Annotated in this window: 19 protein-coding genes and 1 pseudogene; 6 read left to right on the plus strand and 14 right to left on the minus strand. The window is 58.8% G+C overall.

All coding sequences use genetic code 11. From position 1 onward, the window contains the following. Positions 1 to 68 precede the first annotated feature (68 nt). The 4 genes from BMF08_RS15725 to yddG all read left to right on the plus strand — a co-directional run bounded on the left by BMF08_RS15725 (position 69) and on the right by yddG (position 3,597). Positions 69 to 1,766 (plus strand): NAD-dependent malic enzyme, encoded by a 1,698-nt coding sequence (locus tag BMF08_RS15725; protein ID WP_072568483.1) that lies wholly within the window; start codon positions 69 to 71, stop codon positions 1,764 to 1,766. A 90-nt stretch (positions 1,767 to 1,856) separates the two neighbouring features. Continuing rightward, positions 1,857 to 2,147 (plus strand): type II toxin-antitoxin system TacA family antitoxin, encoded by a 291-nt coding sequence (locus tag BMF08_RS15730; protein ID WP_072568484.1) that lies wholly within the window; start codon positions 1,857 to 1,859, stop codon positions 2,145 to 2,147. Continuing rightward, positions 2,132 to 2,650 carry a GNAT family N-acetyltransferase gene (locus tag BMF08_RS15735; RefSeq protein WP_234007186.1) on the plus strand — a complete coding sequence of 173 codons (519 nt, stop codon included), beginning with the start codon at positions 2,132 to 2,134 and terminating at the stop codon, positions 2,648 to 2,650. Before BMF08_RS15730 ends, BMF08_RS15735 begins: the two co-directional genes overlap by 16 nt. Before the next feature lie 65 nt (positions 2,651 to 2,715). Beyond that, positions 2,716 to 3,597, plus strand: a complete 882-nt coding sequence (yddG, locus tag BMF08_RS15740) for an aromatic amino acid DMT transporter YddG (RefSeq protein ID WP_072568485.1) — start codon at positions 2,716 to 2,718, stop codon at positions 3,595 to 3,597. On the opposite strand, the gene BMF08_RS15745 is transcribed toward yddG, so the two are convergent. Next, complete coding sequence (locus BMF08_RS15745; RefSeq protein WP_072568486.1) at positions 3,594 to 5,090, minus strand: SmvA family efflux MFS transporter; 1,497 nt, start codon at positions 5,088 to 5,090, stop codon at positions 3,594 to 3,596. The genes yddG and BMF08_RS15745 overlap by 4 nt on opposite strands. 112 nt (positions 5,091 to 5,202) lie before the next feature. On the opposite strand from BMF08_RS15745, the gene BMF08_RS15750 reads away from it, so the two are divergent. Further along, positions 5,203 to 5,781, plus strand: a complete 579-nt coding sequence (locus tag BMF08_RS15750; protein WP_072568487.1) for a TetR family transcriptional regulator — start codon at positions 5,203 to 5,205, stop codon at positions 5,779 to 5,781. An 11-nt stretch (positions 5,782 to 5,792) separates the two neighbouring features. Here BMF08_RS15750 and BMF08_RS15755 read toward each other — a convergent pair whose 3' ends face one another. From BMF08_RS15755 to BMF08_RS15770, 4 genes are all read right to left on the minus strand, one after another. Further along, entirely contained in the window at positions 5,793 to 6,629 is an 837-nt protein-coding gene (locus BMF08_RS15755) for an arylamine N-acetyltransferase (RefSeq protein WP_072568488.1), read from the minus strand. Positions 6,630 to 6,705: 76 nt separating this feature from the next. Beyond that, a complete protein-coding gene (locus tag BMF08_RS15760) occupies positions 6,706 to 8,361 on the minus strand; it encodes an ABC transporter permease (protein ID WP_072568489.1) in 1,656 nt (551 codons plus the stop codon). Positions 8,362 to 8,400: 39 nt separating this feature from the next. After that, positions 8,401 to 9,369 (minus strand): ABC transporter substrate-binding protein, encoded by a 969-nt coding sequence (locus BMF08_RS15765; RefSeq protein ID WP_072568490.1) that lies wholly within the window; start codon positions 9,367 to 9,369, stop codon positions 8,401 to 8,403. Beyond that, positions 9,366 to 10,067 carry an ABC transporter ATP-binding protein gene (locus tag BMF08_RS15770; RefSeq protein WP_072568491.1) on the minus strand — a complete coding sequence of 234 codons (702 nt, stop codon included), beginning with the start codon at positions 10,065 to 10,067 and terminating at the stop codon, positions 9,366 to 9,368. Before BMF08_RS15770 ends, BMF08_RS15765 begins: the two co-directional genes overlap by 4 nt. Before the next feature lie 229 nt (positions 10,068 to 10,296). Between BMF08_RS15770 and BMF08_RS15775 the strand changes: the two genes are divergently transcribed. Further along, complete coding sequence (locus BMF08_RS15775) at positions 10,297 to 10,866, plus strand: flavin reductase family protein (protein WP_072568492.1); 570 nt, start codon at positions 10,297 to 10,299, stop codon at positions 10,864 to 10,866. A gap of 92 nt (positions 10,867 to 10,958) precedes the next feature. Here BMF08_RS15775 and pptA read toward each other — a convergent pair whose 3' ends face one another. The 9 genes and pseudogenes from pptA to BMF08_RS15825 all read right to left on the minus strand — a co-directional run bounded on the left by pptA (position 10,959) and on the right by BMF08_RS15825 (position 19,402). Further along, on the minus strand, positions 10,959 to 11,189 hold the full coding sequence (pptA, locus tag BMF08_RS15780) for a tautomerase PptA (protein ID WP_072568493.1): 231 nt from the start codon (positions 11,187 to 11,189) through the stop codon (positions 10,959 to 10,961). A gap of 56 nt (positions 11,190 to 11,245) precedes the next feature. Continuing rightward, positions 11,246 to 11,779, minus strand: a complete 534-nt coding sequence (locus tag BMF08_RS15785) for an AAA family ATPase (RefSeq protein ID WP_072568494.1) — start codon at positions 11,777 to 11,779, stop codon at positions 11,246 to 11,248. A 102-nt stretch (positions 11,780 to 11,881) separates the two neighbouring features. Then, entirely contained in the window at positions 11,882 to 12,772 is an 891-nt protein-coding gene (locus BMF08_RS15790; RefSeq protein ID WP_072568495.1) for an ABC transporter substrate-binding protein, read from the minus strand. A 9-nt stretch (positions 12,773 to 12,781) separates the two neighbouring features. Further along, on the minus strand, positions 12,782 to 13,555 hold the full coding sequence (locus BMF08_RS15795; RefSeq protein WP_072568496.1) for an amino acid ABC transporter ATP-binding protein: 774 nt from the start codon (positions 13,553 to 13,555) through the stop codon (positions 12,782 to 12,784). Beyond that, the gene (locus BMF08_RS15800) at positions 13,539 to 14,465 is read right to left on the minus strand and encodes an amino acid ABC transporter permease (protein WP_072568497.1); all 927 of its coding nucleotides are present in this window, start codon (positions 14,463 to 14,465) and stop codon (positions 13,539 to 13,541) included. Before BMF08_RS15800 ends, BMF08_RS15795 begins: the two co-directional genes overlap by 17 nt. Before the next feature lie 9 nt (positions 14,466 to 14,474). Beyond that, positions 14,475 to 14,981, minus strand: a complete 507-nt coding sequence (locus BMF08_RS15805; protein ID WP_072568498.1) for a GNAT family N-acetyltransferase — start codon at positions 14,979 to 14,981, stop codon at positions 14,475 to 14,477. 10 nt (positions 14,982 to 14,991) lie between these two features. Next, a pseudogene (locus tag BMF08_RS21365) lies at positions 14,992 to 17,255 on the minus strand (NtaA/DmoA family FMN-dependent monooxygenase). A 9-nt stretch (positions 17,256 to 17,264) separates the two neighbouring features. Further along, positions 17,265 to 18,389 carry an amidohydrolase gene (locus BMF08_RS15820; protein WP_072568501.1) on the minus strand — a complete coding sequence of 375 codons (1,125 nt, stop codon included), beginning with the start codon at positions 18,387 to 18,389 and terminating at the stop codon, positions 17,265 to 17,267. Further along, positions 18,386 to 19,402, minus strand: coding sequence for an MsnO8 family LLM class oxidoreductase (locus BMF08_RS15825; RefSeq protein WP_072568502.1), 1,017 nt, complete (start codon positions 19,400 to 19,402; stop codon positions 18,386 to 18,388). The genes BMF08_RS15820 and BMF08_RS15825 overlap by 4 nt, the downstream gene beginning before the upstream one ends. Positions 19,403 to 19,455: the final 53 nt, after the last annotated feature.

Raw genomic sequence — 19,455 nt, forward strand, 5'->3', positions numbered from 1 at the left:
TTATACTTGCGCCGCCGCCGTCCCCGTCAGCATGCAGGCGACGGGATCGTTTTTTAAGGAGTTTTGAGATGTTACTGAAGTATAAAAAAAACCGTTCTCTGTACATTCCCTATGCCGGTCCGGTGTTGCTGGAATTCCCGCTGCTCAACAAAGGCAGCGCCTTCAGCCTTGAAGAGCGCAGCAACTTCAACCTGCTGGGCCTGTTGCCGGATGTGGTTGAAACCATTGAGGAGCAGGCTGAACGCGCCTGGTTACAGTATCAGGGCTTCAAAACGGAAATCGATAAGCACATTTACCTGCGTAACATCCAGGACACCAACGAAACTCTTTTCTATCGTCTGGTCGATAACCATCTCGACGAGATGATGCCGGTGATCTACACCCCGACCGTCGGCTCCGCCTGCGAACGTTTTTCCGAGATTTACCGCCGCGCGCGCGGGGTATTTATCTCCTATCAGAACCGTCACAACATGGACGACATGCTGCAAAACGTGCCGACCCACAATATCAAAGTGATTGTGGTAACCGACGGCGAGCGCATTCTGGGGCTGGGCGATCAGGGTATCGGCGGCATGGGGATCCCCATCGGCAAGCTCTCCCTTTACACCGCCTGCGGCGGCATCAGCCCGGCGTACACCCTGCCGGTGGTGCTGGATGTCGGCACCAATAATCAGCAGCTGCTTAACGATCCGCTGTATATGGGCTGGCGTCATCCGCGCATCACCGGCGATGAGTATTACGCCTTTGTCGATGAATTCATTCAGGCGGTGAAACAGCGCTGGCCGGACGTGCTGTTGCAGTTTGAAGATTTCGCGCAGAAAAACGCCATGCCGTTGCTGACCCGTTACCGGGATGAAATCTGCTCCTTTAACGACGATATTCAGGGCACCGCTGCGGTAACTGTCGGCACGCTGATTGCCGCCAGCCGTGCCGCGGGTAGCCAGTTAAGTCAGCAAAAAGTGGTGTTCCTCGGCGCAGGCTCTGCTGGTTGCGGCATCGCCGAGCAGATTATCGCCCAGATGCAGCGTGAAGGCCTGAGCGAGGAAGCCGCCCGGCAGAACGTCTATATGGTGGATCGTTTTGGCCTGCTGACCGACCAGATGCCGAACCTGCTCTCCTTCCAGAGCAAACTGGTGCAGAAGCGCGACAACCTGCAGCACTGGGATACCGATGCAGAAGCTATGTCGCTGCTGGATGTGGTGCGTAATGTGAAACCGGATATTCTGATCGGCGTCTCCGGGCAGACCGGATTATTCACTGAAGAAATTATTCGTGAAATGCATAAGCACTGCCCGCGCCCTATCGTGCTGCCGCTGTCGAACCCGACCTCCCGCGTGGAAGCCACCCCGCAGGACATTATTACCTGGACCGAAGGCCAGGCGCTGGTCGCCACCGGCAGTCCGTTTATGCCGGTCCACTGGCAGGATAAAATCATCCCCATCGCCCAGTGTAATAACGCCTACATTTTCCCTGGCATCGGCCTCGGGGTGATCTCCTCCGGCGCGTCACGTATCAGCGACAACATGCTGATGGCCGCCAGCGAAACCCTGGCGCAGCACTCCCCGCTGGCCAACCACGGCGAAGGCATGGTGCTTCCGGCGCTGAAAGATATTCAGACCGTGTCGCGGGCGATTGCGCTGGCGGTGGCAAAAATGGCGCAGGAAGAAGGCCTTGCGGTGAAAACTTCCGCCGAAGCCTTGCAGCAGTCCATCGAAGAAAACTTCTGGCAGCCGGAATACCGCAGCTACCGCCGGACGTCTATCTGAGTTTTATGGCGCCAGCGATAACCCGCTGGCGTCATTTTAATCAGCTATGATAGAATGTACGGCAATTTACCGTACATACGAAGGTTGACCATGTCCACCGCGAAAAAAGAACGCTTTGATTTCCGGCTTGATGAAAGTCTGAAAAAACAAATGGAAGAAGCCGCCAGCCTGCTAAGCATACCAGTCAGTACTTTTGTGATCGATGCGGTGCGGGAGCGGGCAGCAGAAGTTATTAATGAGCACCGGCGTATCGTGCTGGATGAGCAAAACTGGGAGCGCATTCAGACCTTGCTGGACAATCCCCCACAGCCAACGGAACGCATGAAAGCAATGGCTGCACATTATCATGACAAAGACAGCTGGACGTGGCAGAAGAATTAACGTTAAGCATAGAGTCATACGATCCTGCCCGAACCTATCGGACAGAAAATTTCAGTTGTGGCGTTGAGGCGCTGGATGTGTTTTTAACGTCCCAGATGTCTGTTCAGCAAGAGCGACGTATTCTGCGTTGCTACGTGCTGGTCACAAACGAAGCCGTTCCTGAAATTATGGGATTTTATACCCTCTCGGGGGCTTCATATGAAAAACAGCACCTTTCCGGATCCCAGCAACGCAAACTACCTTATCGTAACCTGCCCTGTGTTCTGCTTGGCAGAATGGCGGTTGATCGACGCCTGCAACGACGGGGTTTCGGTGAGAAATTATTGTTTGATGCCCTACGCCGCACCTGGTTAACCGCGGGCATGGTCGGCATCTATGCGCTTTTCGTCGAAGCCAAAGACGAGGCCGCCGTAAAATTTTATCAGTCATTAGGCTTCACGCTTTCAAAATCGCAGCCGTTAACGCTCTTCTACCCCGTTAATCAGTTCGAATTTTTAATCTGATCCCTGGCTAGCGAAAATAGTGTTATAAATTCGCCTTCGGTATTCAGAAAAATAACGGACGAGGGATGACCCAAAAAAGAGCAACGCTGACCGGCTTACTGGCGATTATATTATGGAGCACCATGGTTGGGCTGATCCGTGGCGTCAGCGAAGGACTGGGACCGGTTGGCGGCGCGGCCATGATTTACACCCTCAGCGGTTTATTATTACTCCTCACCGTGGGTTTTCCCGATATTCGTCGTTTCCCGCCACGTTATTTACTGATAGGTAGCCTGCTGTTTGTCAGCTATGAGATGTGCCTCGCCCTGTCGCTGGGCTATGCCGCGACGCGTCAACAGGCGATTGAGGTGGGCATGGTAAATTATCTGTGGCCCAGCCTGACCATTCTGTTTGCCATCCTGTTTAACGGGCAAAAATCCAGCCTGTGGGTGATCCCCGGTCTGTTGCTTTCCGTGCTTGGCGTCAGCTGGGTACTCGGCGGTGAGAATGGTCTCAACCCGCAGGATATTATCCGTAATGTGGTCTCCAGTCCGCTGAGTTATATTCTGGCATTCTGCGGGGCCATTATCTGGGCAGCGTACTGTACGGTCACCAGCAAATATGCCCGCGGGCATAACGGCATCACCTTTTTTATTTTGCTGACCGCCATGAGCTTGTGGATCAAATATGCGCTCGGCGAGCAGCCGCCGATGATGTTCAGCTGGCCGGTGACGCTAAAATTACTCCTGGTGGCCTGTGCGCTGGGTTTTGGCTATGCGGCATGGAATACCGGCATCCTGCATGGTCACGTCAACGTGCTCGCGGCGGCATCCTATTTCACGCCAGTCCTCTCCTCGGCGCTGGCGGCGTTGCTGCTGAGCGCCCCGCTGTCACTGTCGTTCTGGCAGGGGGCGCTGATGGTCTGCGGCGGATCGCTGCTGTGCTGGTACGCCACCCGACGGCGTTAATCCGTCTGGCGGTTATCGGTACCCGCAAGGCTAAACCAGATCCCCACCGCCAGGATAAACAGCATCACGCCTGCGCTGCTTAAGGCCACACTGTGCGAGCTGATAAAGGCCGTTTTTGCCGCCTGCATAACAGCGGCGGCAAGTCCAGGCTCCAGCGTCTGCGCCAGTTGTACCGCCTCACCAATGGACGACGTCGCCTGCGCCGCCTGACTGACGGTGAGCGCATCCGGCAGGACGATGGACGTAGCAAAACTGCGGCTTAGCAACAGGCCAAAAATGGCGATCCCCAGTCCCGCCCCCAGCTCGTAAGCCATGGTTTCGATTGCGCCGGCGGCGGCCGCTTTCTCTTTTGGCGCGGCGGCCATAATCGCCGCGGTGGAGGCCAGCAGCGCGCTGGCGGCGCTGAAACCTAACAGCGCCATCAGCGCGGCGGCCTGCCACTGCTGGCTGCTGAAGTCAGTGACCGACAGGCCAAGGAAACTCAGCGCGCTCAGCGCCATGCCCCCCGTCGCCACCCGGCGCAGCCCAAGCCGCGACACCAGCAGACCGGCGATGGGGCCGCTGAAGCCGCTCGCCAGCATCACCGGCAGCATAAACACCCCGGCGGCGAAAGGCGTAAAGCCATGCACAAATTGCAGCTCCTGCGCCATTAACAGCTCAAATCCCACCAGGGTGATCATCGAAGTGATAGCCATTATCACGCCGCTTAAAATAATGCGATTCGTAAACAGGCGCATATCGATCATCGGCGTGCGGGCGGCAAGCTGGATACGCACAAAGGTCACCAGCAGGATCATGCCGAGCACCGCCCCGCCTGCCAGTAATCCCGGCGCGACCGTGGTTTTCAGCGCCATTTTGACGCAGTAGACCAGCAGTAATATCGCCACAATCAGCATCACTGCATGACCGAAATTGAGCGGCTGATCGCGGCGACCGGTCTGTCGCGGCACCAGCCAGGCGGTCAGCGCCATCACCACCAGAACAATCGGCACGTTAATCAGAAACACCGAGCCCCAGTAAAAATGCTCCAGCAGCAGACCGCCCACTAGCGGGCCAAAAGCCGCACCGCCGGAGCCGACTGCCGCCCAGATGCCAATCGCCATATTTCGATGGCGGGTTTCCGTAAAGGTGGCGCGGATCCCGGCAAGGGTGGCGGGCACGATCATCGCCGCCCCTGTTGCCAGCAACGCCCGCGCCAGGATCAGCCCGCTGGCGCTGGAGGCGCTTGCCGCCAGCAGCGAGGCCACACCAAAAAGCGCGCTGCCACACAGCAACAGCCGTTTAAAGCCAATGCGATCGCCGAGCGCGCCCATCGGCAGCACCATACCGGCCATCACCAGCGAATAGATATCAATGATCCACAGCAGCTCATTGCTACCGGGGCGCAGGGTAATACTCAGCGTCGGTACCGCCACATGCAGTACGGTGGCGTCGATCGCCACCGGAATATAGACCAGAACAATAATCCACAACGTCAGCCACTGACGAAACATAGCCCTCTCTCCCTAATTTGGACACCCGTCCAGAAATGGCGATCTTACGTAAAGTTGGACGCATGTCCAGCTTATTGTTATATTCTTTTCGCCCATTATTCAGAGAGCCGCTATGAACTACCTCAATCGGGAAGACCGCCGGGAAAATATTCTGCTCGCCGCCATGCGCGTGGCGCTGGACGAGGGATTATCCGCCATGACCGTGCGCCGCATCGCCAGCGTGGCGGGTGTGGCCGCAGGCCAGGTGCATCACCACTTTGCCTCTACCAGTGAACTGCGCGCGCTGGCGTTTATCCGTCTGATCCGCGTGCTGCTGGACACCGAAGTCGTGCCCGAAGACGCCAGCTGGCGTCAGCGCCTGCATTCCATGCTGGGCAGCGATGATCGCGGCTTTGAGCGCTATATCAAGCTGTGGCGGGAAGCGCAGTTGATGGCGATGCGCGATCCGGAAATTAAAGGGGCTTACGTACTGACCATGGAGATGTGGCATGAGGAGGCGGTGAAAATTATTTATGCCGGACAGCAGGCCGGCGAGTTCACCCTTAGCGACAGCGTGGAAAACGTCGCCTGGCGACTGATTGCGCTGGTGTGCGGTCTGGACGGCATGCACGTGCTGGGACTTGAGGGGCTGGATGACGAAGCTTTCGATCGCCACATTGACCGGGCGATCGAACTGGAGCTTTACCGCTGACGGCGGCCCTGTTACTTCTCCCGGGCGGCGATCCCCGCCATTACTGCGCTTAGCTGTGACAACGTCACGCCGTGCCGGGCATCGTCAGTCCCCAGACCGAAGCGGGTCTGTAAGAATTCATGGAGCGCGGGCACATCCACAGCGTTAAACTGCTCTACCACCTCCCCGTCCTGCCAGTGGGTGAAGTGAAAATTATTGAGCGTCAGTTTGCTGCCATCCGGCAGATGACGACACATCAGCAGATGATGGCGGAAATGCGAGTGCGGGAAGTGCGCGGTATAAAGATTCCCGGTCACAAAATCAGAGAAGTATTGCTGGCTTAAATCGAAGCGGTACATCTGCTGCCAGCGATCGTGATGCCTGAACTGTAAGATCCAGTCATCGCCTTCTCGTTGCAGGCGATAAAGACCGTGCGGCGTTTTCTGCTCAACATCCGTTTGCAGCCGGATTGGCGCGGTGATGGTCTGCCCACCAAAACCGACATCCGCCAGCCAGGGTTCGCCGTCCAGCTCCACCAGCAGTATGCGGTGCGTGCGCGGCGGCATCTGCTCCGGGTTGGCCATCACCACCCGACCAAGCAGACTGCGAACACTGAAGCCGATTTCCCGCAGCCCGCGTTCAAACAGGCCGTTCAGCTCAAAGCAGTAGCCGCCGCGCCGGGCGACAACCAGCTTGGCGAACAGCGCCTCGTCCGTCAGTTCAATTTCCCGCGGCAACAGCACGTCGAGATTTTCAAAAGGGATAGCGCTGTTATGGTGCTGGTGCAGCGACTGTAGGGTCGGCAGATCGGCCTGCGGGACACCCGTCCAGTTCAGGCGTTGAAACCAGGCTGTTAAAAAAGGACTCATTTCACACTCCGGCAAAAGATGAGTCCTATTTATACACTGGATGAATATTTTGATGCGGCAATTTGTGCACTGCCGCTTATGCCCGGCCTTTTCGCTGCATAATGCCCAGCGCCGTCAGCATCAGGATCAGCCCGGTGACCAGCGTCAGCGTCGCCATCGCCATGCCCTGCCCAACGGAACCCTGCTCAAACTGACGCCAGATAAAGATTGCGACGGTTTGCGTACCGGCAGGCGCCAGCAGCAGCGAGGTCACCAGCTCCCGCGAGGCGATGGCGAAGACCATCAGCATGGCCGCCAGCAGCGCCGGGAACACCAGCGGCAGAACAATCAGCCGCAGCGCCTGCAATGCGCTCGCGCCATGAACGCGGGCGGCAGGCTCCAGATTACCACCGAGCTGCCGCAGCGCGCTGCCGACATAGCGCACTGGCCAGGGCATCAGCAGACAGCAGTAAGAGAGCAGCAAAATCATCCAGCTGTTATAAGGCGACACCGGCCAGAAGGTGCGGTTCCACAGCAGGATCAGCCCGACGCCCACCACGATCCCCGGCAGCGCGGCAGGCATCAAGGACAGCGCATCCAGCACCGCGCGGCCCCGGATTTTTTGCACCACCACCAGCCAGGCCGCCAGCAGCCCGAGCACGCCGGTGACCAGCGCCGAGCCCAGCGCCAGCGACAGACTGGTGCCAAGGGCGGACAGCGCATCCCCCTGTTGAGAGAACAACGCGTGATAATGGCTGCCGGTCACGTTATCCCAGGAAAGTCCGCCGGAGAGCGTGGACATAATACCGGTCACCGCCATGGAGATCCCCGGCAGACCGACCGCCAGAAAACCCACGCCGCCCATAAGCAGCATCACCGGCACGGTGGCGATACCTAATGACGCGCCGGTATTTTCCGTGGGTTTGCCCGTCACGCTGGTCACGTCTTTATCCCCCACCAGCTGACGTTGCAGCCACCAGCCGCCAAGCGCGATAACGATCAGCATCAGCGACAGCAGCGACGCGCCAGGCAGATCAATCGGCCAGTCGGCCAGCTTTTTCTCAATGCCGACGGTCATCATCACCACGCCGGATCGCGATCCCAGCGCCGCCGGTACGCCATATTCTTCAACGGCCAGGGTAAAGGCCAGCAGCATGCCCGCCGCCAGCGCGGGCGAGAGCATCGGCAGCGTGACGTGCCAGAAGGCGCGCCAGGCGCTGGCCCCGTGCACGCGGGCGACAATCGCCAGCCGCTGCCCGCTGGCAAGCAAACTGCGGGATACCGCAAAATAGACCACCGGGAAAATGTTCAGCGTCATCACCAGCACGATCCCGCTGCGGCTGAACAGCAGATCGTTGAGATCAAACCCCGCCACCTGCGCCAGATAGCCGTTGGTCTGCAACACCAGCATCCACGAAAGCGCGGCGATATAGGGCGGCGTAAGGAACGGGATCAAAAACAGCACATCCCACAAGCGCGGACACGGCAGGTTAAATAGCCCGCGCGCCACGCCCAGCGGCAAACCGATCAGCGCGCTCAGCAGCGCTACGCCTGCGGCGATCCACAAGGTGCCGCCGAGCATGGAGGGCAGTTGCGGATCGCTGAATTGCGGCAATATGGCGCTGAACGGCGCGGCAAAAGAACCGGCGCTGAATGACGGGAAAATCGCCTGTAAAACAATAAAGGACAGCGGCAGCGCCACCAGTATCACCAGCAGCGCCAGCGTCAGGACAGAAAGCATTCTCTGATTCACAACGGATCCTGAAGACGGGGTCGCCCCCGTCGGCTGAATTTACTTGCTGAAAAGGGTATTGAAGCGTTGCAGCACTTCGCTGCGCTCGCTGTTACCGTCCTGACTGGTTGGCAGAATATGCAGATCGTTGAGCAGCGGGCGTTTGGCCTGCACGTCGCTGCGCGCGGGCATCAGCCAGGCATCGGCTACCATTGCCTGACCTTCCGGCGACAGCACGTAATCCACAAAAGCTTTGGCATCGTCAGCATGCTGGGTCGTTTTGAGGATCATCATGGGTCGCGGCGCGATCACCGTGCCGCTGGCCGGGAAAATCACCTTCAGGGATTCGCCCTGGCTGATATTACCGTAGGAGACGTAATCCACCGCGCCGAACACCGCCGCTTTCGCCCCCTGCATCACCGGCGTCACCGCCTGGGCGTTTGGGCCGCTGACCACCATACCGTTCTGCTTCAGCGCGTCAAACAGCGCCCAGGCTTTATCGCCCATGCTGTTTTGCAGGCCGATCAGCAGATCGAGCGACGCACCGGACAGCGCCGGATCCGGCGTGGTCACTTTATCTTTAAACGCCGGGGCGGTCAGATCCTGCCACTCTTTCGGCTCTGGGGTACCGCTTTTGGTGTTCCAGACAATACCCAGCGCCGACACGCCCTGCGCCACGTATTCGCTGGTTTTCAGCGCTGCGGGCACCTTTTCGGCATTGCTGCTCTGGTACGGCAGCAGCCAGCCGCGGGTATGCAGATCTTCTGCGGTATCCCAGGAGGCGGAGATCAAAATATCCGCCTGCGGATTGGCCTGTTCGGCTTCCAGACGTGCCATCACTTTGCCGGTGGTGGCCTGGAAAATATTCACTTTCACGCCGGTCTTTTTCTCGTACCCGCTGGCGAGACTTTTTGCCAGCGAACCCGGACCTGCGGTATAGACCGTCAGCGCGTGGGCGCTGGAGATCATGACGGAAGACAGCATCATGGCGAGAGCAACTCCTTTCTTCACAGACATTACAGCTTTCATGCATATTCCCCTGAGGATGGTGTGACAGCGCGTACAGCGGCAATGCTGCCCGCAGAAAGATGCACGATGCGGTCGGCCAGCAGTTCGGCTTCCCGGCGATCGTGGGTGACATAGACGGCGGTGATGCCGAGCTGGCGCAGCAGGCGCGACATCTCAAGGCATAACGACTCACGAAGTTCACTGTCGAGATTGGAGAGCGGCTCATCAAATAACAACACGCGCGGCTCAGCGACAATCGCCCGCGCCAGGGCGACGCGCTGTTGCTGCCCGCCAGATAAGCCTGCCGGTTTACGGTCGGCGAAATCCGCCAGGCCGACGCGATCCAGCGCCGCCAGCACGCGGGCCACCCGCTCACCGCGCGGCACGTTGCGCATCTTCAGCGGGAAAGCGACGTTCTGCGCCACCGTCATGTGCGGCCACAGGGCGTAGTCCTGAAACACCATGCCGATGTCGCGCGCTTCCGGCGGCAGTGACCAGTGGGGTTTCGCCACCAGACGATCGCCGAAATAGATTTCGCCTTCCGCAGGCTGCGTAAGCCCAGCCAGCAGGCGCAGCAGCGTGCTTTTGCCGCACCCCGACGGGCCGAGGAGCGCCACAATGCTGCCGGCGTCGACAGTGAGATCGATCTGATTGAGAACGGTATGTGAGCCGAAGGCGAAAGAGACGCCCTGCAGCCTTATATCGGTGAATGCGTTCACGATCGCCCTCCCGCAGCGGGAAGCCGACACGCGCCCGGGATCGACATCCGCCGGGCCGCACTCACCTGTGGAAAACACAGGGGAGTAAACATATTGTTATCCTCTTTGGGACTTAGTAAGGCGAGACTATAGGGAGGGAGTGTGACGGATAGATTACGCTTAGGTTACGACTTGCTTTCCGGACGCTTTCAGTCCCTTAATGCGTCATCAACCTGACGAGGACAATATCATGAGCCATTTTCGCCCTGTCGCCCTGGAGCATGCCAGCCGCCTGCTTAATCACGGGCCGACCATTATGATCACCAGCCGCGACGAACAGATTGACCGCCGGAATGTGATGTCCGCCGCCTGGTCGATGCCGGTGGAGTTCTCGCCGCCGCGCATTGCCATTGTGGTGGATAAAAGCACCTGGTCGCGGGAGCTTATCGAGCGCAGCGGCATGTTTGGCATTGTTATCCCCGGCGTCGCTGCTACCAACTGGACCTATGCGGTCGGCAGCGTGACCGGGCGGGATGAGGATAAGTTTAACTGTTACGGCATACCGGCCATTGCCGGGCCGGTACTGGGGTTACCCGTTGTGGAAGAGAAATGTCTGGCTTGGATGGAGTGCCGCCTGCTGCCCGCCACCGCCGCGCAGGAAAAATACGATACGTTATTTGGCGAAGTGGTTTCCGCCGCCGCCGATGAACGGGCGTTTATCAACGGTCGCTGGGATTTTGATGACGATAAGCTCAACACCCTGCACCATCTGGGCGGCGGGAATTTTGTGGCGAGCGGAAAGGCGTTGAGTGTGAAGTAAGCGCCGGGTGGCGCTAACGCTTACCCGGCCTACAAAAACCAGGCGTGTGACGTGTAGGCCGGGTAAGGCGCAGCCGCCACCCGGCGCAAAAATCACATCGAATAACCCGGTTTTTTGATTAACTCATCCATTTGCGGGCCGATTTGCGTATCCCACACCTGCGCTTTCCAGTCGTCCGGTTGCACCTGGCTGTACGCCACGCTCACCGAACTCTCCTTGCTGTCAAAATGACTGACGATCACCTGGGTGATGGCCTCCGCCAGCGCGGCTTTTTGTTCATCGTTAAAATCACGCGGGAAACTTTTAATATCAACGTGTGGCATAGCAGGCTCCTTATTGAGATAACGTTAAACCTAACACACCGCACCGCCGCAGATTATCAATTGATGCCGTTATTCAGAAAGTCCCTGGTCTGGCGCGGGCTGCGCAGACGCACAAAGCGGATATGCGCAAAGGCCGGATCCGCCATATCCGCTTCATAACGCGCGCGGTTGCTGCGCCAGGTTTTCAGCGTCCACAGCAGAATTGACTCACGGCTGAAAAACGACTGCCGAAAGCTTTCACGGTTGCCGGTGCCCGGCCAGAGTTCCTTTTTATGCCAGGCGCGTTTCAGGGCGCGCATGACGGCCTGACGCAGGGTACGGGCAAATCCATAATCCACCCATACCACCATATCCACCTTTTGCCATTTCACAGGCCGTGTGCGGTTGTAATTACCATCCAGCACCCAGCCTGGCGTGGCGTTCAGCTTTTCGCCAAGCAGCGCCAGCAGCTCTTCATCGGAAACGCCCTGCCAGTTGGGTCGCCAGTACAGCGCATCCATTTCGATATAAGGCACATCCAGGTGACTTGCCAGACGGCGGGCGAGCGTAGTTTTACCGCTGCCGCTGGTGCCGATGACGTTGATTTTCATGCGCAGGCTGACTCTTCATTTTTCATTCATGGAAATTATGAAACTAAGGATCCCTGAATTAGCCGGATGGCGCAAGCTCACCCGGCGCTGAAAAGGGTGCGCTTAATAAGTGATCCCCGGCGGGTTGATTTGTGACGTTGTCACTGCTTCTCCGGCTTCCCCCCAGCGTGCCAGTACCTTCTGATACTCTCCCCTTGCGATAGCGCCATCCAGCGCCGCTTTCAGCGCCTCAACCAGCCCGTTGCCTTTTTTGGTGGTGGTGGCGACATAGGCTTTTTTCGGACCAAGGCCGACCACTTTGGTTTTACCGGTCAGCGCCGCTTTATAAAACGCCACTGACTGCGGACCGAAAAACACATCCGCGCGCCCGGACTGAATATACAGATTGCCCGAGGCGTCATCGGTCAGATAGACCGGCAGCGCGGGTTTTCGTCCTGCCCGTTCGTTTTCCGTGTTCCAGCCGAGCAGGATCTTCTCCTGATTGGTGCCGGAGCCGACAATCACCTTGCGCCCCGACAAATCCTCAGGTCCGTGCACTGCCTCAATGGGACTGGTGGATTTCACCGAAAACGCCAGCGAATCGACGCGGTAGGTGGCGAAGTCGTACTTCTCTTTGCGCTGCTCGGTGACGGCGATATTGACCAGCGCCACGTCATAACGCCCGGCGGAGATGCCCAGCGGCCAGTCTTCCCACGCCGTCGGCACCAGCTTTAACTTCAGCCCGAGGCTGTCCGCCAGCAGGCGGGCAATGTCCGGATCGCTGCCGATGCGGGTACGGTTATCGCTGGCGAGCAGCGCCAGCGGCGGCGAATTCAGCGCCGAAATAGCCACCGTCAGCGTACCCGGTTCGACAAAGGCAAAATTCGGCGGAATTCTGGCGATCGCCGCCTCATCGCGCTGGCTGTGCAACGGCGTCTCGTTAGCTTTCAGATCGATACCCTGCGCGCCGCTGAGCGTACTGACCAGCAACAGCGCCCATAATCCCTGTTTCATGCTCTCTCCTTACAACACTTTGGATAAGAATTGCCGGGTGCGCGGGTGCTGCGGATGGTTCAGCACCTCGTCGCTGCTGCCCTGCTCCACGATTTTGCCGTCCACCATAAACACCACGTTGTCGGCCACCTCGCGGGCAAAGCCAATTTCATGGGTGACCACCACCAGGGTGGTTCCGGAACGCGCCAGCTTTTTGATCACATCCAGCACCTCGCCCACCAGTTCCGGATCGAGGGCCGAGGTCGGCTCGTCAAACAGCATCACCCGCGGGCGCAACGCCAGGGCGCGGGCAATGGCGATGCGCTGTTGTTGCCCGCCGGAAAGGTGCCGTGACCAGGCATCGGCTTTATTACGCAGCCCCACGACGTCGAGCAATTCATAGGCCCGCTCGATGGCGGCCTTACGGCTAAGCTGTTTGTGGGCGATGGGCGCTTCGATCAGGTTTTCCAGCACCGTTAAGTGCGGGAAGAGATTGAAGTTCTGGAACACATAGCCGACGTTGACGCGCTGGCGCAGGATCTCCTTCTCCTTGAGTTCATAGAGTTTGTCACCCTGGCGGCGGTAGCCGATGTAATCGCCGTCAATCTGGATAAAACCTTCATCGACACGCTCCAGATGATTAATCGCCCGCAGCAGCGTGGATTTTCCGGAACCGGACGGTCCGAGGATCACCGTCACCGAACCCGGCGCTAACTCCAGTGAAATATCATCCAGCGCTTTGTGACGGCCAAAGTATTTGCTGACGCCGGTAATGGAAATATGGCCTTCATGAGAGGTGTGCATGGACTGGCTCCTGTGGCTGAGCGACGCGACCCGGTGCGGCAACGCGGGCGACGCGGGTGGAATTGATAGCTGAGCGGCGCTCGCTGCGCGCCATCCAGCGCTCCACCAGATGCTGGATCAGCGACAGCACGCTGGTGATCACCAGATACCACACCGCCCCCACCATCAGCAGCGGGATCACTTCCTGGGTGCGGTTGTAGATCATCTGAATGGTGTAAAACAGCTCAGGCATCGCCAGCACGTACACCATCGCCGTACCCTTGGCGAGGCTGATGATCTCGTTAAAGCCGGACGGCAAAATCGTCCGCAGCGCCTGCGGCAGAATAATGCGCAGCGTGCGGCGGCTGGCAGGTAGCCCCAGCGCGGCGGCGGCTTCATACTGCCCGTGATCGACCCCCAGAAAACCGCCGCGAATGATTTCGGCGGTGTAGGCGCTCTGCACCAGCGTCAGCCCCACCACGGCGGTGGAGAATTGCCCCAGCACGTTAATGGTGTCATAGCTCGCCCAGGTGATGCCGGTAAAAGGAATGCCGATGGCGAGCGTGTCGTAGAGATAGGAGAAATTATAAAGGATGATCAGCACCACAATCAGCGGCAGCGAACGGAACAGCCAGATGTAACCCCATGCCAGACTGCTCAACAGCCAGGACGACGACAGCCTGGCAAGGGCCAGCAGGCCGCCGAAGATCACGCTCAGCACCGTGCCGAGCAGGGTCAGCAGCAGCGTTTGCCCCAGCCCTTCGAGGATCACCGGATCGAAGAACCAGCGGGCAAATACGCTCCATTCCCAGCGCGGATTAAAGGCAACCGACTGGATCACAATGGCCAGCACCAGCAGCGCCACGGCCGCGCCGACAATACGCAGCGGATAACGCGCGGGGATCACTTTAATGGGTTCAGATGTTTTCATGTTGATTCCTCAGGCTGATTTCCCCAGCGCCACGCCGAGCGCTTTGGTAAAGCGCAACCGTCCGTCATAAGGCGGCTGGCTGTAGATTTCCGGATCGCGCTCGACATCAAACTGCGCCTCATAGCCCTGACTGAGATAGAGCCTGACCGCTTCCGGCTGACGAAAACCGGTGGTCAGATAAATACGGCTGTAACCCGCCAGCACCGCCCGCCGCTCCAGCTCGCGCACCACCCGCGCCGCCAGCCCCTGCTGACGCAGGGTTTTGTCCGTCCAGATGCGTTTTATTTCGGCGGTATGCGCATCAAAGGGTTTATACGCGCCGGTGGCGATGATCTTCCCGTCGCGCTCCAGCACAATAAACAACCCCTGCGGCGGCAAATACCATTCGGTCAGCTCCACCTCGGCGTCTTTCGAAAAATAATCCCCGTAGCGCGCGGCGTATTCCGCAAATAAACCTTCGATGACCGGCTGAAGTTCCGGTGCTTCCGGTGAGAGATCGCGAAAATGTTCGCTCATGGGCCGCTCCTTAATCGCCAAGGCCTGGCGGGTTGATTTCCGATGACGGGATGCGTTCGACGCCTTCTCCCCAGCGGGCGAGTACTTTCTGGTAGTCGCCGTTTTTGATCGCGCCGTTAAGGGCGGTTTGCACCGGCTCCGCCAGGCCACTGCCTTTTTTCAGCGTCACAGCGATGTGCGCCGCTTTCGGCCAGCCGCCGTCCACCACGCCCACCAGTTTGGTTTTTTGCGTCAGCGCCGCTTTCCAGGCACCCGTGACGTTCGGGCCAAAAAAGGCATCGGCGCGACCCGATTGCAGCGCCAGCGTCTGGGCGGCGTCATCCTTGGTGTACACCGGCACAAAAGGCTTCAGCCCCTTCTGCTGGTTCGCTTTATCCCATGCCAGCAGGATCGCTTCCTGATTGGTGCCGGAGCCGACGATAATGCGCAGTCCGGCGATGTCTTCCGCTTTCTCAATGTTGCTGATTGGGCTGGTTGATTTCACGTAAAAGCCCAGCGAATCCTTGCGGTAGGTGGCGAAATCGAACTTCTCTTTGCGCTCTTTGGTGACGGTGATGTTGCTAATGGCGGCGTCATATTTGCCGGACGCCACGCCCAGCGGCCAGTCCTCCCAGGAGGTCGGCACGACATTTAATTCCAGTCCCAGGCTGTCCGCCACCAGGCGGGCAATGTCCACCTCGCTGCCGAGCAGGGTTTTGTTGTCATCGGAAAACACCGTCAGCGGCGGCGAGTTCAGCGCGGCGACCGCCACGGTGAATTTCCCCGGCTGCACAAAACGGTGATCTTTTGGCAACTGCGCGATCGCCTGCGGATTGGCCGGAGTATTGATCGGCGTCTTATTGGCCTCAATGCTGACGCCGGTGCCATTGATAGTGACCTCTTTTGCATACGCCAGCGGCGTTAAGGCGAGGGTCATAGCCAGTAAGAGTGAAGTTTTCTGCATAGCGTTATTCTCTATTTTGTTTTTATAAACTGATTCACCGGCAATTCGAGGCCCAGACTTTCGCGCAGCGTGGTGCCGGGGTAGTCGGTGCGGAACAGGCCCCGTGCCTGTAACAGAGGCACCACCTGGTCAACAAAGCGCGGGAAGGTATCCGGCGTACCGCCCTGAATAATGAAGCCATCGGCGGCGTACTGGCTGAACCACTGTTCAAGACCGTCCGCCACCTCCTCCGGTGTACCGGCAAAACGCGGGCGCGGTGAGGCGGCTTCCAGCGCCACCTGACGCAGCGTCAGGCCACGTTCTCGGGCATTGCGTTTGATCTCATCGGTGGTGCTGCGGAAACTGTTTTGCCCCAGATCGCCGATGTCCGGGAAGGGTTCATCCAGCGGATACTGGCTGAAATCGTGATGTTCGAAATAGCGCCCCAGATAGTTCAGCGCATCGGTAACCGATACCAGCGCGGCCGTGGTCTGATACTGCTGCTCCACGTCCGCCGCGTCTTTTCCGACAATGACGCTGACGCCCTGAAATATATGCAGTTCATGCGCCTGACGGCCATTGGCTTCAAGCTGGAGCTTAACGTCGCGATAAAAGGCTTTGGCTTCTTCTAACGTATCGTGATGGGTAAATATCGCGTCGGCATGTTTGGCGGCTAATTTCTTGCCATCATCAGACGCGCCAGCCTGAAATACAATTGGGCGTCCCTGCGGCGTACGGCCAATATTCAGCGGCCCCGCCACCTTAAAGAATTCCCCTTCATGATTAAGCGTATGTAATTTCGCTGCATCGAAAAACTGCCCGCTCGCTTTATTACGCACGAAGGCATCCTCTTCCCAGGAATCCCACAGCCCTTTTACCACGTCGAGATATTCATCGGCGATGCGGTAACGCAGCGCATGTTCCGGGTGTTTATCGCGGGAGAAATTTTTAGCCGACCCTTCCAGCGGCGACGTCACCACGTTCCAGCCCGCGCGGCCATTACTCAGATGATCGAGGCTGGCGAACTGGCGCGCTACGGTAAAGGGTTCGCTGTAGGAGGTGGAGAGCGTCCCGACCAGCCCGAGGTTTTTGGTCAGGCTGGCAAGCGCCGATAATACCGTCAGCGGCTCAAAGCGATTTAAAAAATGCGGAATGGATTTTTCATTAATATAAAGGCCATCGGCGACAAATAAAAAATCCAGTTTGCCCTGTTCGGCTTTCAGCGCGGTTTCTTTTACAAAATCAAAATTAATACTGGCGTCAGCGGCAGCGGCCGGGTGTCGCCAGGCGGACATATTCCCTGACGCGCCATGCAAAATGGTGCCCAGGCGTAATTGTCTTGCGCTTGTCATAGAATGTCCTCAGTCAGTATGTAATAACGCTTTTTCTGCCAGCCGGGCGAAATATCGCGCCGCCCCTTCCAGTAAGGTGTCGTCGGGATTAAACGCCGGATGGTGTAAACCGTATTCGCTGGCGCTGCCGATGCTGACGAACGCGCCGGGGATCTGTTGCAGATAAACCGCGAAATCCTCACCGCCCATATGCAGCTCAGCGTGATAGGTGCGATAGCCCTGCTCGTCGGCGACGCGGCGGGCAAAGGCGGCCCACTTTTCATCGTTAACTAACGCCTCCGGGCCGTCGAACCAGGTCACCGCGATCTCCGCGCCGAACGCCTGTCCTAATCCGGCGGCGATCTCGTTGACGCGATCTTTGACCTGCTGGCGCACTGCACGCTTATGGGTACGCAGCGTGCCTTCCAGCTCGACGGTTTCCGGCAGCACGTTCCAGGTATTGCCCCCGGCGATGCGCGTTACGCTCAGCACCACCGAATCCAGGGTATTCACGTTACGGCTGGCGACGCTTTGCAGGGCATTCACCAGCTGGCTGGCAAGCAGGATGGCGTCGTTGCCTTCATGGGGCCGCGCGGCGTGCGCGCCTTTGCCCTTCACCGCGATCACAAAACGATCGACGTTGGCGTAAAACGGCCCGCCGCGGGTGGCGAACTCGCCGACGGGTAAGCCCGGTTCGTTATGCATGCCGAAAATCGCGCTGACGCCTTCCAGCGCCCCGGCTTTGATCAGGCGTTTCGCGCCGCCAAAATTTTCTTCTGCGGGCTGGAAAAGAATGCGCACCCGGCCTGCCAGTTGCTGCTCGTTCGCTTTTAACAGCAGTGCCGCGCCGAGCATCGCACTGGTGTGAATGTCATGTCCGCAGGCGTGCATCACGCCCGGATTCAGGGAGCTGAAAGGTACGCCGCTGGTTTCGGCGATGGGCAGCGCGTCGATGTCGGCACGCAGCGCGATGATTTTTTCCCCTGTCCCCACTTCCGCCACCACGCCGGTGGGCAGATCACAGGGCAGCAGGCGTAGCCCGGCGACTTCCAGCCACTGGCGCACGCGACGGGTGGTTTCGAACTCCTCCAGCGACAGTTCCGGGTACTGATGCAGCTCGCGCCGCCAGTCGATTAGCTGTTGTGCAAAACTCATCCGGCGACCTCCTGCAAGGCGTTTGCTGAGGCGTGCGCCTCCGCCAGCAGACGCAGGGAGTCGAAACGCGGCTGGCCCTCCGCCACCGGCGTATCAATGACAAATTCATCGATGCCGTGGTCGCGGTGCAGTTCGTCGAGGGCGGCAAGAACGCTCCGGGCGGTGCCTTTGATCACTGCGGATTCCCGCCGCACGATCTGCTTCGCCGGGCTGCCCGCCTGCCGGGCAAAGGCCTGCGCCTGGGATTCGCTCGCCACGGTGACGCGCTGCCCGTTTTCCAGCTCCACGCCCCACAATTCGATCTGCGCCGCCTGCCGGTCGGCCTGTTGCTGCGTCGGGGCGACGATCGCCTGCACGGCAACCAGCGTGTTGCGCGCGCTGTTCTGTTGCCAGATGCCGAGCACCTCGCGCAGCAGGTTTTTGTCGCCGTTAAGGTGCGCGGCAAAGACAAAATTCCAGTCCAGAGCGGCGGCGAGGCGCGCGCTTTCCGGGCTGGCGCCGAGTAAAAAACCGTCGACGCGCTGCGGCGGCACCGGGGTGGCTAATACGGTTTCGGCTTCCTGTTCGTTAACGCGCAGCGACAGCCAGTGATCCAGCTGCGCCAGTTGATCGGCAAAGCTGCCCTTCTCCTGCGCGTTAACGCCCTGCTGTAACGCCCGCGTGGACAGCGGCAGACCGCCCGGCGCTTTACCGACGCCCAGATCGATACGCCCTGGCGCCAGCGACGCCAGCAGGTTGAAATTTTCCGCCACTTTATAGGGGCTGTAGTGTTGCAGCATCACGCCGCCGGATCCGACCCGAATACGCCGGGTTTGCCCGATAATCCAGGCAATCACCAGCTCCGGCGACGGGCTGGCGAGCTGTGCGGTGTTGTGGTGTTCCGCCACCCAGAAACGGTGATACCCCCACTCATCGGCCAGTCTGGCTAATTGCAGGGTACGCGCCAGCGCCTCTGCTGCGGTTTCGCCTTCCGCGAGGGGACTTTTATCCAGAATACTCAGACGATATGACATGCGCACACTCACTCTGCTTAACATGTCACCATTAATAAATGCCTATGAAACAC

This window comes from Enterobacter sp. SA187 (assembly GCF_001888805.2).
Classification (GTDB): domain Bacteria; phylum Pseudomonadota; class Gammaproteobacteria; order Enterobacterales; family Enterobacteriaceae; genus Enterobacter_D.

What these genes read in the sequence shown, in the direction of transcription:
- BMF08_RS15725 (WP_072568483.1), top strand. Translation starts at nt 69, where the DNA reads ATGTTACTGAAGTATAAAAAAAACCGTTCTCTGTACATTCCCTATGCC.
- BMF08_RS15730 (WP_072568484.1), top strand. Translation starts at nt 1,857, where the DNA reads ATGTCCACCGCGAAAAAAGAACGCTTTGATTTCCGGCTTGATGAAAGT.
- yddG (WP_072568485.1), top strand. Translation starts at nt 2,716, where the DNA reads ATGACCCAAAAAAGAGCAACGCTGACCGGCTTACTGGCGATTATATTA.
- BMF08_RS15745 (WP_072568486.1), bottom strand. Translation starts at nt 5,090, where the DNA reads ATGTTTCGTCAGTGGCTGACGTTGTGGATTATTGTTCTGGTCTATATT.
- BMF08_RS15750 (WP_072568487.1), top strand. Translation starts at nt 5,203, where the DNA reads ATGAACTACCTCAATCGGGAAGACCGCCGGGAAAATATTCTGCTCGCC.
- BMF08_RS15755 (WP_072568488.1), bottom strand. Translation starts at nt 6,629, where the DNA reads ATGAGTCCTTTTTTAACAGCCTGGTTTCAACGCCTGAACTGGACGGGT.
- BMF08_RS15765 (WP_072568490.1), bottom strand. Translation starts at nt 9,369, where the DNA reads ATGAAAGCTGTAATGTCTGTGAAGAAAGGAGTTGCTCTCGCCATGATG.
- BMF08_RS15775 (WP_072568492.1), top strand. Translation starts at nt 10,297, where the DNA reads ATGAGCCATTTTCGCCCTGTCGCCCTGGAGCATGCCAGCCGCCTGCTT.
- pptA (WP_072568493.1), bottom strand. Translation starts at nt 11,189, where the DNA reads ATGCCACACGTTGATATTAAAAGTTTCCCGCGTGATTTTAACGATGAA.
- BMF08_RS15785 (WP_072568494.1), bottom strand. Translation starts at nt 11,779, where the DNA reads ATGAAAATCAACGTCATCGGCACCAGCGGCAGCGGTAAAACTACGCTC.
- BMF08_RS15790 (WP_072568495.1), bottom strand. Translation starts at nt 12,772, where the DNA reads ATGAAACAGGGATTATGGGCGCTGTTGCTGGTCAGTACGCTCAGCGGC.
- BMF08_RS15795 (WP_072568496.1), bottom strand. Translation starts at nt 13,555, where the DNA reads ATGCACACCTCTCATGAAGGCCATATTTCCATTACCGGCGTCAGCAAA.
- BMF08_RS15800 (WP_072568497.1), bottom strand. Translation starts at nt 14,465, where the DNA reads ATGAAAACATCTGAACCCATTAAAGTGATCCCCGCGCGTTATCCGCTG.
- BMF08_RS15805 (WP_072568498.1), bottom strand. Translation starts at nt 14,981, where the DNA reads ATGAGCGAACATTTTCGCGATCTCTCACCGGAAGCACCGGAACTTCAG.
- BMF08_RS15820 (WP_072568501.1), bottom strand. Translation starts at nt 18,389, where the DNA reads ATGAGTTTTGCACAACAGCTAATCGACTGGCGGCGCGAGCTGCATCAG.
- BMF08_RS15825 (WP_072568502.1), bottom strand. Translation starts at nt 19,402, where the DNA reads ATGTCATATCGTCTGAGTATTCTGGATAAAAGTCCCCTCGCGGAAGGC.